Below are 12,352 nucleotides of genomic sequence, written 5' to 3' on the forward strand. Positions count from 1 at the left end.
CTGACTGGTTCTAGTTTGGTATTTCAGAAAAGGGAAGCAGGCCAATTGAGCGATGCGGCGGCTTCCCCTGCTCGCGAACAATCATCATCCGCGAACCGGCACTTGCTATGGCTCCTGCCGCGCACGAACCAGTTGGGGCGCATCCTTCACAAACGTGTCCAGAACGCCGTCAGCCACCTTCACCGGCCCGACAAACCGGGTGGCGCCGGGAATCGCTTCAATCGCGGCTGCCTGGCGGGCGAGCCTTTCCGCCTCGTTGAAAAAGCGAGGCGCAGCCGCGCTGGTTGCTCCGAGTTCCGCCTCCAGTCCGTGCACGCTGAGTTGCAGCGCCCGCGCCCACAACTGCGTCGCTTCGAGCCACGGTTTCGCTTCGGCGACGAACCCCGGCTCGACGACGCCGGCGCGGATGACGTCCGGCGCGGCTGCAAGCGCGTCGGCGGCCTGCGCAAGATCGCGCAAGGTCGCCTGCTGTTCCGCCGCGTCGCCATAGGCCAGGGCATCTCGCACCGCGTCAATCCTGGCTTTCAGGCGCGGCGCCTGAGGCTGCCAGGGCAAGTGACCGAACGTGGGTGCCAGGTGCTGCGTGTCGAAAAAGGCCAGCAAGGCCTGCGTAACCTGCTCGTTCCCGCCGGCCAGTTCACGCGCAGCCGCGCTCCACGTGCGCTGGGCATCATAGTCGGCGTCGTTCCAGGCGAAGGACAACAGTCCTGCCACGGCAGGGCGGCTGGACACCTCCTGGTTCATCGGGTTCGCCACGATACCGGTCAGTTGCTGGGAAAGCCCCGCTTGCCGATAGTCGTAAGGCGCCAACAGCAATCTGCCTTCGGACTCCTTGAAGTCGTTGACCGGATAGTTGTCCCACAGCAGCGTCTTGCGACCGAAAGCCCTGGTCGCGTCCTTGGCGTGGTTTACCGAGATGGAGGCCGGGACGACGTCCGTTCCCGTCCATTGCACCACCACGCGAGGGTCGAGCGCCTCGCGCAGGGCCGCCTTGTAGGGCGTTTCGGTGGTGTTGTAATATTCGGTCGGCACCATGATCAGCGAACCATGGCCGGATTTGGCCAGATCCTCCTGAATGGTGTTGAGAAGACCTGCCTGAGCCTGCGCGGCGGCCTTCTGGCCCGGTGCGCCGAACTTGGCCTCGTCGCTGGCGCAGTTCCACTTCGTGTATTCGATGTCGTCGAAAGCGACGTAGAAGCTTTGGACGTCGTTGCGCCGCAAGCTGGCGAACTTGCTCCGTATCGCTTCGACATCGGCCGGATCGCTGTAGCAGATCGACGGCCCCGGCGAGACGGCATAGACGAAGTTGATATGTTCCCGCCCGGCCAGGCGCGCCAGATTACCCAGAGCATCCAACGTTTCCGCAGGGTAGGGCTCGCGCCACTTGTCTCGCGCGAATACATCGTCTTTCGGGCTGTAGATGAAAGTGTTCGCCTTCATCGACGCCAGGAAACGGATGTGATTGGCACGTTCGGCCATCGTCCAGGGTTTTCCGTAGAAGCCTTCGATAGTGCCACGTACCGGCATCGAGGGATAATCGACTACCGTCAGCGAAGCGATGCTTCCGCTGCGGACGGTCTGCCGAAAGCTCTGCGCGGCGTGGAGCAACCCGGCGGCATCACGGCCCGCCAGGATTACAAGGCCCTTCATGCCCTCCCCCAGACTGCTACGCGCCGCCAGCACGTAGCTCTCGGGACGATCCGGCACCGAGGCCTGCGCCCTGGCCAGCGCATCCTTGACGACAGCCTCACTCGCCAACCCCGTGACAATCACAGTCTGGTTTTGATCGTGGGGGAGGGAATTCTTTCGAATGATCCGGCGAACGCCCGCCTTGGTCAGAGTCTGCTCCAGGCTTTCCGCCACCGCCGCGTCCACACCGTTCCTACGCACGAGCACGACGGTATCGCCGAGGTCGAACGCACCCCCTGTCAGGTCAAGCGCGTGCGGCGTGGGGAATATGCCAGGCGCCGTCGCCGCAACGGCCGGGACGGCCATAGCGGCAGCGAGCACAGCGGCCGTCTGACGAGCGAAAGCACGGGACGGACGTCGATTGCGCAAGACACACCTCCATTATCTAGGTACTATATTGGTACGGACCAATTGGAGGATTGTCGAGCCGTTATCGTCCGGCAAATTTGCGCTGCACCGGTCGATCAGGCGATAAGCTCTGAGACCGTACGGTTGGTTTCCATGGACAGTTGCCCCCAACGCTCGACCTGCACCCCCATGGCCTGCTGCACCGTCAGGCCAAGTCGCGCGATGGAATCGCCGTTGCCCGCCAGGTGATAGCCGGTGCGGACCGCGCCGCCCGCATTCCCCGCCACCATCACCGGGATGCCCTCGACCGCATGAGCCTTCGCGATCGAGCAATCCGAATGGGCAAGGACCAGGCAATTGTCCAGCAGCGTGCCGTCTCCCTCGGGAATGGCCGACAGGGCATCGAGGAATTCCTTCCAGGCCACCATGCTCTGCGTCGCGAAGTAGGAATGCTCCTTCTGGTAACCCAGTTGCGGATCCGTAGGCTCTTCATGCGTCAGGGTGTGATGCGTCGTCGTTTCGCCTTCCCGCCGCAGATTGGACGCGGTGTCGGAGAACAGGACGTTGAAGACATGCGTCTGATTGACTTGCAGCGCCTTGGCGAGAAGGTCTGCCATGATCCGGTGGGTCTCCATCACCTGCCCCATCTCCGAGCCTTTTCCTTCACCTGCCGGAGCGGCGGGACGGGAAAAGTCCTTCACCGGCGCGGGCGGCTGAAGTTGCAGGTCCAGCTGCTGCTCGATCTGGCGGATCGAGGTGAAGTATTCGTCCAGGCGCTGCCGGTCGCCCGCGCCGACGGTGCGCATCAGCTTCCGGCGATCCTCCGTAACAGCGGAAAGCACGCTGCGCCGCGCCATGATCCTGGTATCGGGCTCGAATGCCAGCGTATTCGGGTCTTGGAAGCCGGCGCCGAATATACGGCGATAGAGCGCCGCCGGGGACGTCTCGCTGGGGTTGGGAGAGCCCGCCGCATGATAGGAGTAGGAATTCTTCAGCCCGCAGGTCGACACTTCAAGCGAGCGGAAGCGGGAATTGCCGCCGATTTTCTGCGCGATCAGAACGTCGAGAGTGGGTGCCTTCACGTTCTCGTTCGGCACCGGGATGCCGGTCCGCAGACCCAGGCAGCCGGTGATATGCGGCTTGTTGGCAACGCCGTCCAGCTTCACGTCGAAACCGCTGAACAGCGCCAGCTTGTCGCGATAGGGCTCCAACGGCGCCAGGTCCGCGGGCATCGCATAGCCGCTGCCGACAGTCGTCGGGATCCACTTCTCCGGGATGAAACCGCACCCCCATACCCAGGTCCCGAAGCGAACGGGAAGCCGCTGACCCGTAGCGGCGAGCGCGGTGCCGTTCGAATCCAGGAAGCAATCCAGGAGGGGCAGCGAGACACCCACCGCAGCGCCGCCGATGGCGCCGCGCAGAATGGTTCTGCGTGAAATGAAGCTCATAGCCTGTCTCCAGCACTGGCGCGGGTGTTGGCGCGCACAAGGTTTCCCGATGGGCTCGAAGGTGTTGCCGCGAAGAAGTTTGCGCTCGTGACGATCCGGCGCATGAGGTCCGGCACCCGGTAATCGTCGGCGGTGAACCGGCCGATCAGCCAGTCCAGATAATAGCGCTCACGCCAGGTGATATCGCGCCCGACGGCGGACTTGTACATCCGCTCCGCGATGCAGCGCGGCACCTCCGGGTGGTCGTGCAGCGCGTCGGCCAGGCCGTCCGTCGTATTGAAACCGGTGCCGTCGAGAGAGCCGCTGGTGTCGATCAGGGCGCCGTTCTCCCGGCGCCGGAAAGTGCCGAGGCCGTCGTAGTTCTCCAGCGTCAGCCCGAGCGGATCCATGACCTTGTGGCAGCCCGCGCAGGAAGGATCGGTCGCGTGCTGGAAGATGCGGTCGCGCGCGGTGACATTGGCTTTGTGGGCCGTAGCCTCGATCGCGGTGAAATTGACGTTGGCCGGCGGGTCCGGGACGTCCTGGCACAGGAAGACCTGGCGCAAGGCATAGCCGCGCAGCGTGGGAGAGGTCCGGCCCGGGTGCGAATGAAGCGCCAGGAACGAGACGTGGGACTGGATACCGGCGCGATGGGCATCGGGCGCGAAAGTTGCCGGCACCCACCCCCGCCGCTGCGGAACCGGCGTGCGATAGACGATGCCAAGGCTGCGGGTGAGAAAGGTGTCGCGCGTGGTGAACAGATCGCGATAGTCGCCGCGCTTCGTGATCAGGTGCTCCACCACCGTGCGCAGGGTCTGCTCCTGCGCATCCTCGGCCAGAGCGGAATTGAACGCCGGATAGATCGCCGGATCCTTGGACAAGTCGCCGAAGCGATCGAATTGCATCATGTCGGCGAAGAACGCGCGAACGGCGCCTTCATAGCGGGGCGAGGCCATCAGCCGGTCCGCCTGCCGTTCCACACCGGCGGAATCGTAGAGTTCGCCCTGCTCGGCCGCGCGAAGCAGCTCGTCGTCGGGTGTGGAATTGGTCAGGAAGAAACTCATCCGCGAGGCTTTGGAGTAGGCATCCAGTTCGCCCGGTGCTCCGCCCCGACCAGGCTGCATGGTTTCGATCCGGAACAGGAAATCGGGCGAAACCAGCATGGTATAGAGGCTCAGTTCCAGCCCCCTGTGGAAGTCGCCGAGCTGCGTCGCCGCGCGCCGGGCAAGCCCCACGAACTTGTCCGCCTCCTGCCGCGTCAGCGCACGGCGGAACAGCAGGCGCCCCTTCTGGGTCAGGAACTGCCGGGCACAGGGCGCATCGAACTGACGCGGGTCGGCCGGGCCGCACGCAAGAAAGCGCTTGCGCTGCGACTTGCCTAGAACGGTGGCGGCAATGCCCTGAGCCGAGGCATCGTACTGCTCTATCGCGAAGGGCGACATGCCCGCCGTACCGGTGCCGACCGCGATCAGCCCCTCCGATCGGACCGCCTTTTCGAAGCGACCGTTGATAGGCACCTTGGCGCCGAAGACGTCCTCGATGCTGGCGCGATACTGCGTCTCCGTCAGCCTGCGCATCATGGGCGGCCCACCAACAGGAGCGGGTTCGCCCGGCTCCATGAGTTCGGCACCGGCCAGAACCACGACCAGGGCGATCAGCCCGCCGACGAAAACCGGAAAACGGAAACGTCGAAGCCGTGAAAGAGCGGCACTAGTCATTGCGCACCATCTTTTCGCGTAGGGGAGGATCGACCACGAAAGCCGGCCGGGCTTCGAAGCGGTACTGGGTGGAAATGGAGCTGAAGGCACCGGTCTTCGAGTCCGGGTGCCCATCGGCCATGCGGTGGAGAGACTGCCATATCCCGGCGCAAGTATGGCCGAGCACGCGGGCCGCCCCGTTCGCGGAGGCGACCGCCCTCGCCAGCGTCGGCTGCCCTTTCGCATCCCTGCCGTTGCGAAAGCCGAACTGATAATCGTAGAGCTCTACCACCGGCGTGTAGCCTGCCAGATAGCCCTTGAGGACGCCTTCCGGCGACAGCTTCGCCTCTATGCGCGCATCGCGCAGCGGGCGCTCCATATACATGCCGTTCACGACATGATGAAACCGCACGTCGACCGGTTCCGTCGTCAACACACCGTCCCGGATGCGCCCGCGCGTGGAGGCGCGGAACCTGGCATCGGGATCGACGGCGTAAGTCGCATATTCCAGCGCCTCTCGCGTGGGACTGAGCTGCAAGGGATCGGCATTGGCATGGATGCCGACGCGTACGTCGTCGTCATTGCGAAGGTCGTCCACGCCGTCCAGCTTCACGAGGACGCCCCAGGAGCCGGTGAGCATTTCCACCTTGAAGCCGTTGGACTGGCCAGCGCTCTGATAGGAACGGTTGCAGCCCACCGCTCGCCAGAACTGGTTGTCCACGCCCCTCCTGCCGTCCACGCCGACGAAATCGAGCCGCCCGCTGCGCGCATCGGCTGGAGATCGCGAGACCTTGCCGTCAAGGTCGATGCCGTCTGCCCGCGCAGAGGCGTTGGTCAGCAGGCGGGCATGCGTATCGATCGGCGCAAGTTCGGGGTGAAGGCAATAATTGCTCCCATCCGGCGCGGCAGAGAGCGTCTTCCCGCCTTCTTCCAACCGCTTTCCGTAAGATTCATCATCCTCGCCCGAACGCCGCTTACCCGCGGGACTGGCCGCGAATATCTGGGAAACGTCCATGGACATGCCTTGCGGGCAGGCCGGCGTGTCCTGCCCATCCGGGCCGAGCGCATAGGCAATATCGGTCAGAACGAAACCAGCCGTGCCATCGCGCAGGAATGATCCGCTCTTCGCCGTCAAACGCTCCGGCGGACGCAGCACGTAAGCGACCACGCCAAGGACCGCGACGGTTCCCGCAGCGGCCAGCAGCCAACCCTTGCTCAGGCGGCGTGACGCCATCAGCGCATTCTCCCATAACGAACCGTTGCTTTCGATTCCTTACACCCCTGAAAGTAACAGGGTTGAAAGAAACGGCAAGTGCCGATATCAACCCGTCTGAAAGCTCGTCACGTTCAGGAAGCATGGCTTGGTATGGCTCGCCCGTTATCGGTTACGGACTCCCAGATACTGGATGCGACGAACGCGGCGCTGGTCGAACTCGGCACGCACGGGCTTAGCATTTCGGAGGTCGCCCGCCGCGTCGGCCTTTCTCGCGCGGCCATCAGCCAGCGGTTCGGCACGCTGGATGATCTGAAGCGCCTGCTGATGAAACGGCTGCTCAGGGAATTCGAGGAACGGCTTGCGGCAGTTAGGATCGAAACCGGCGCGCCCGGCCTGATCCGCATTGCCGAGCTGGTGGGCAACATGATCGGTGCGCGCGAACAGTTCAGCAACTTCATGTTCCGCTACAGCATCAACATCAACGATCCGATCCTGATCGGCCTGGAAGAGCAACGCGGAGAGATTCTACGCGCGCTCATAGCGAAAACGATGCCCCCGACTGCGATCGAGACGACCGCCGCAGTGGATGCCTTCATGGCGCACCTCACCGGATCTATCATGAACTGGCAGGCCAGCCGCCATCCGGAAGCGACCGCATTTCTGAAGGAGCGAACCGTGAACTGGATAAGGCTGGCCGGTATTCCCCTGGAAGATTCCTATTGATGACGGCGACAGGCACACCGCCTTCGCGCCGGATCAAGCCGTGGCTGCTCTGGCTTGTTCTGGTCCTTGCCGTCGCGGCGGCAGCCTTTGCGGCCTATTTCTTTCGACCGATCGCTCAAGCCGCTCCGCCCCCGTTGCAAGCGCAAGGCGGCAGCGTCGCGGCGGGCCGGTATCTGGCGCAAATCGGCAATTGCGCCGCCTGTCACACAGCGCCCGGCGGAGCAGCTCATGCCGGCGGCGTGAAGTTCAAGACGGCGTTTGGAACGCTTTACTCCACCAACATCACGCCGGACCGAGAGACCGGCATCGGCCGATGGACCTACGGGCAATTCCACGCCGCGATGAAGCATGGCACCAGGCCTGACGGGTCACACCTCTACCCCGCCTTCCCCTACGCATCGTTTGCGAAGATGCGGGACGAAGACATCGCCTCCCTCTACCTGTATTTTCGCTCGCTGCCGCCGGTCGTCCAGCGCAACCGCGACAACGAAATGCATTTCCCTTTCGGCAACCGCGCCCTGCTGCATTTCTGGAAGCGCCTTTATCACAAGGACGCCGCGTTCACGCCCTCCCCCCAGCATTCGGCGGAGTGGAATCGCGGCGCCTATCTGGTGGAAGCCGTGGCACACTGCGGCGCCTGTCATACCCCCCGCAACATGCTGGGCGGTTCCGATGAAAGCCGCGCCCTGCATGGAGGCGCCTATGTCGATCAGGTCGCGAGCGGTGAGTACCGCCAGTGGGCTGCCGCCGATCTGACGCCGGGACAGCACGGCCTCAAGGATTGGACCGCCTCCGACATTCGCGATTACCTGCTTTCCGGGCGGAGCCGGCGCGCCGTCGTCCATGGGCCGATGACGGAAGTACTCGCCTCCACCCGCCACCTGTCGAAAGCCGACGCGAACTCGATCGCAGCATACTTGCGCGGTATCGACGCCGCCCCCGCGCGGTGGGACTTTTCGGCGTTGCGATCGCGCGTCGATGAGGGCGAGATCGTATACACCGTGCATTGTGGCACCTGTCACTTGCCCGATGGCAAAGGCGATCGCATCCTCGGTGTGCCGCTCATACGCAATCCGATCGTGCAGGCGAAAGATCCGTCCTCGCTGATCAATGTCATTCTCTATGGCCCGGACTTGCCGCCGCCGCCCTTCAACAGCGGCCGTGCGAACATGAAGCCGTTCGGCAAGCGCCTTTCCGACGAGGATGTGGCGGCTCTGGCCACGTACCTGCGCAGCACGTTCGGCAACAATGCGCCTCAAGTTTCTCCCGACCAGGTGCGACGGCAGCGATAGCGGAACAACGCGCTGATCGGAAGATCAATCGGGCTGGGAGGAAACCGGCGGAATTTGCGGGCAAGCTGCCTTCAGTTCGGCGTGGCCTGTCGCTGCACGTTCGCGGGAACATGGCATGTAACCATAGCCGATCGCGGCAGGCCTGGCAAACCACCCGCCCTGCCGGTTGTACGTCGTTCCAAATCGGCTACCACAGAGGCAATCGGTATTCTGAAACTTGGGTTATGGCAGAAGTGCAGGACAAGGTGCGGCAATCAGCGGCGGCGAAGGCGGGGCAGAAACCGAGCCGTAAAAGAGGGCGTCCTGCCGCCGCCGACTCCATGAAGATCACCCAGGACATCCTGACCGAAGCCACGAGAATGTTTCTGGAACTGGGGTATGAAAGCACCTCGATGGATGCCGTGGCGACCAACCTCAATATTCCCCGTACCACACTCTACAAGCGCTTTTCGGACAAGGCGGATCTGCTTCAATCCGTGATCGATGCGAAGATCGCATCATGGTCCGAACTCAACACCAGGCGCGATCCGGCGCTGTCGCACGATCTTCTCGAGCAGTTGACCAGCTACGTCGAGGCAATGCTGCTCTGGGGAACCAACCCCGAAGTTCGCGCCATTACCAAGCTTGCCGGCAATCTGGCAGGCGCGTTGGGATCCGGTTTCCTTGGTCACAACCAGAAAGGCTACCGCAACCTGCATGCGCTCATCGCCACTTCGGTGCGCGAGTATGGCCCCGCCCAAGGGTTCAAGATGCGCGATCCGGAGGGAGCGGCGGACCTGGTAATGGCCGTGACGGGGGGAACGATCGCCATGCGGCCCGAAGCGAAGCCGTTCGATGAGGATGAGGCGAGAACTGCCGCCGCCTCTCTTGTGGAGCGCATCGTTCGAGGGGCCGAGGCTTGGTGACCCCTGCCCCGAACGATGATCGCCTAACCGAAAATGCAATCGGAGCAACTGCTCAAATCAGCGCGAACCGAACGAGAAACGAACATTGAGGCCGAACTCGCGGGGCGGCGTCATGGTGATGCCGGTGTAGGTGCTTGTGGTCGTCGCAGCCGTTGGACCGGTGAGGATGGGGCCGTTCGGCCCGAACCCGCCGAAGCCGAGCTGTTGATAGCTGGTCGAAAGCGGACTGGTACGAGAGAGCGCCTTTTCGACTTCGAACAGGTTCTTGGCGTAAAGCGACACCTCCCACATCCCCTTTGGATCGCGAATGCCGGCATAGAGATTGACTAAGGCATAATCGCCGACATCGTCGTAGATATTGGTAGGATCGCTCTGGGATTTGCCGTTGTAGGTAACGAGGCCGCGAAGATAGCCGTCGAGCCTGCCGGAAATCGGCAAGCTGTACTCGCTCTGGAGCGTAGCCGAGAATGGAGCCTGAAGAGCGGAACGCTGGGAGACTTGGCAGGTCGCCAGGTTGTCCGCGCCGACGGCGGCCTGAAGTTCGACAAGTGATGGGGCCGACAGGACGTTGTCGGGTACGCCGTCACCGTCGAGGTCGTTGCAAGGAACTGTTCCGTTCTTGATCTTCCCGAGCGAGTAGCTGGCGATCAAACCCATGGTCCAGCGATCGGAAATATCGAACGAAAGATCGCCTTCCACGCCGTTCACTTCGACGGGTACTGCGCCCACGAAATTGAACTGGCCCACCTCCTGGCGCAGGCCCGTGACCTGACCCGCACTGTTCCGGTCGGCTACGGTGTTGACGTAATAGACGCCATTGGAGACGCGATAGGGATAGTTCTTGAACTTCTGATGGTAGCCGGTGAGATTGAAACGCATGCGTCCACCCATGAGCGTGCTCTTGAACCCGATCTCATAGGACTTCGACGTCTCCGCCGGCAGGTTGGTGAAACTCTTCTCGACGGGCGAAGGCAGGATATTGAAATCGCCCACCACATTGATGCCTGGGCGCCATGAACTGCCGGTGCTGGCATAGACCATCAGGTCCGGCGAGATATTCTGCTTGATGGATGCCGTGTAAATCCACTTCTTGGCATCCTGCCCCTCGGTCGAGACGGTATTGCCGCCCACGACCAGCGTATTTTCCGAGTTGTAGTCGATATGCCTCAACCCGCCGGATATCTCGGTGGAATCGGTCACATGAACGGTCAGGTTGCCGAAGACCGATTGTTCGTGACTGCCGCCGAAGCGGCCGATCGGTGTCGTAACCGCCGTCGCGAGACCGCCGCCGAACAGGAGCGGCAGCCGTACCGCCGTGCTGCGCAGGAGATCGGTGGGCGCGTCGTTCTTCTGGTCGAAGAAGCCGACAACGTAGTCGACCATCCCGAACAGGCGTTCCTCGTTCTGCAAGCGCACTTCATGCGACGTGGACTTCGTGCGGGTGTGGGTTTCCTGGAAGATCGTATCGCCGGGGAAGACGACGGCCGGGTCCAGGCTGGTATGCGCATGGACGTTCTGACTATAGTGCTGGCCCTGGTAGATCAGGGTCTGCCCCACCAGATTGGCTTCCGCATGCCAATTGTAGATATTGTAGACCTGCTTGATCCGGCGCGGCTCGACCTGATTTGAAAGACGGTCGCTCGTATCGATATAGACCGGACTCGGCACGGCATCGGGATTGACCTCGCTGAACGAAGCGACCTGATCGTACCCAACCGCATTGCGCTGCATATGCTGGTAGACGCCTTCCAGCTTCAGCCAGTCGGTTGGCTGAACAAGCCCGCTGACGCGCCCGGCACGCGTGCGGGCGAACGGATCGCGGCCACCGTAGCTGGTATCGAGAGGCCGGACGCGGTTGTCCTCGTTCTCATCCCAGACGCCCGCAACGCGGATCGCTGCAATGCCCTCGATGACGGGCAGGTTAAGCGCAGCCTTGATGTTTTGCGTGCCGATATCGTTGGCCGTCATGTCCACCGTTCCGCCAACGGTATAGAGATCAGCCTTACGGGTGGCGACTGTGATCGATCCCGATGGCGAAGCGCGTCCGCGCAGCGTGCCCTGGGGGCCGCGCTGGACTTCGATCTGCCCGATATCGAACATCTGCTGAAGAACGATGCCCGCGACGATCGGCGCGTCGTTCATGTAGAACTCGACAGTGGAGTTGAAGCCGCTGGCATTGACGTCGAAGTTGACGCCGCGCATCTTGGCGCTGCCGCCGACGCCGTTTGATTCCGTCGTCAGTTCCAGTCCGGGCACAAGGGTCTGCACTTCCTTGAAATCGCGAAAATTCAGCTTCGCGATCTCTTCGGATGTCACCGTATCAATGACTGCGGGCACATCCTGCACGTCCTCGTCGCGGCGGCGGGCCTGGACGATGATGACGTTTGCCAGGTTTTCAGCGGCCGGGGCCGATTGAGCCCAGGCAGGCGTTGCCACGGCGAAAAAGCTGGTGGACGCCAGCAGCAGGTTGCATCCTGTCTTGATCATATTCCCTCCCGTTTCTTGTTTTCTTCCATTCGCTCGCAGCGACTACCCGCTTCGGCTTCGGACCGAACGCAACCGTTCCTCGCAATGCGGCAGTGTCGATGATTCCATCGCCCTCGTCCCGATCCGAGCCCGGCTTGACATGCCGCCCCCGCCACTTAAAACAACACACTGTTGCTATATAGGCAAGGCGCAATATCGGCCCGATCCTATCGTCAGGGCGATGATCACCGCCGCCGAACGAGCAGAAGAGGATGACGAATTTGGACGCGCCACTTTATCCTCCCGCGAAGGCCTACGATCCGCCGCGCAGCTGGCCCGGATACTCAGTTCGCGAGAGACTCCGATCGCCATTTTGCAGTCGAACCCGGCTGCCTGGGAGATCGTCAACAAGCATATTCCGGGGATGGATCGGCGCATCGGCAACGAAATGATCAAACCGCATCTCGGCAACTTCTCGCTCGAATCGCTGCTCGTTTTCGGTGTGGTGCAGCGGGAGCCCCTGGCAAGGATCGATGCCGAACTGGCCAAACTGGGAGAGGTCCAGTGAGCCTAGAATTCGATACCGACC

9 protein-coding genes are annotated in these 12,352 nt (G+C 62.5%); 4 read left to right on the plus strand and 5 right to left on the minus strand.

Annotated elements, in window-relative coordinates; genetic code table 11:
* Positions 1-105 precede the first annotated feature (105 nt).
* From RT424_RS09925 to RT424_RS09940, 4 genes are all read right to left on the minus strand, one after another.
* On the minus strand, positions 106-1,995 hold the full coding sequence (locus tag RT424_RS09925; protein ID WP_313437100.1) for a beta-N-acetylglucosaminidase domain-containing protein: 1,890 nt from the start codon (positions 1,993-1,995) through the stop codon (positions 106-108).
* A 158-nt stretch (positions 1,996-2,153) separates the two neighbouring features.
* Positions 2,154-3,485 carry a DUF1552 domain-containing protein gene (locus RT424_RS09930; protein WP_313437103.1) on the minus strand — a complete coding sequence of 444 codons (1,332 nt, stop codon included), beginning with the start codon at positions 3,483-3,485 and terminating at the stop codon, positions 2,154-2,156.
* Positions 3,482-5,182 (minus strand): DUF1592 domain-containing protein, encoded by a 1,701-nt coding sequence (locus RT424_RS09935; RefSeq protein ID WP_313437106.1) that lies wholly within the window; start codon positions 5,180-5,182, stop codon positions 3,482-3,484. The genes RT424_RS09930 and RT424_RS09935 overlap by 4 nt, the downstream gene beginning before the upstream one ends.
* On the minus strand, positions 5,175-6,395 hold the full coding sequence (locus tag RT424_RS09940) for a hypothetical protein (protein WP_313437108.1): 1,221 nt from the start codon (positions 6,393-6,395) through the stop codon (positions 5,175-5,177). The genes RT424_RS09935 and RT424_RS09940 overlap by 8 nt, the downstream gene beginning before the upstream one ends.
* A 132-nt stretch (positions 6,396-6,527) precedes the next feature.
* Here RT424_RS09940 and RT424_RS09945 point away from each other — a divergent pair, with 132 nt between their 5' ends.
* The 3 genes from RT424_RS09945 to RT424_RS09955 all read left to right on the plus strand — a co-directional run bounded on the left by RT424_RS09945 (position 6,528) and on the right by RT424_RS09955 (position 9,297).
* Entirely contained in the window at positions 6,528-7,100 is a 573-nt protein-coding gene (locus tag RT424_RS09945) for a TetR/AcrR family transcriptional regulator (RefSeq protein WP_313437111.1), read from the plus strand.
* Positions 7,100-8,392, plus strand: a complete 1,293-nt coding sequence (locus RT424_RS09950) for a cytochrome c (protein WP_313437114.1) — start codon at positions 7,100-7,102, stop codon at positions 8,390-8,392. The genes RT424_RS09945 and RT424_RS09950 overlap by 1 nt, the downstream gene beginning before the upstream one ends.
* Positions 8,393-8,502: 110 nt before the next feature.
* The gene (locus tag RT424_RS09955; RefSeq protein WP_313437116.1) at positions 8,503-9,297 is read left to right on the plus strand and encodes a TetR/AcrR family transcriptional regulator; all 795 of its coding nucleotides are present in this window, start codon (positions 8,503-8,505) and stop codon (positions 9,295-9,297) included.
* Between the two features lie 57 nt (positions 9,298-9,354).
* Here the strand turns inward: RT424_RS09955 and RT424_RS09960 are convergent, their stop codons facing one another.
* Entirely contained in the window at positions 9,355-11,784 is a 2,430-nt protein-coding gene (locus RT424_RS09960) for a TonB-dependent receptor (protein ID WP_313437119.1), read from the minus strand.
* Between the two features lie 220 nt (positions 11,785-12,004).
* Here RT424_RS09960 and RT424_RS09965 point away from each other — a divergent pair, with 220 nt between their 5' ends.
* Positions 12,005-12,331 (plus strand): hypothetical protein, encoded by a 327-nt coding sequence (locus RT424_RS09965; protein ID WP_313437121.1) that lies wholly within the window; start codon positions 12,005-12,007, stop codon positions 12,329-12,331.
* The last annotated feature ends 21 nt before the right edge of the window (positions 12,332-12,352 follow it).

It is taken from the genome of Novosphingobium sp. (genome assembly GCF_032093395.1).
In the GTDB taxonomy this organism is placed as follows: Bacteria; Pseudomonadota; Alphaproteobacteria; order Sphingomonadales; family Sphingomonadaceae; genus Novosphingobium.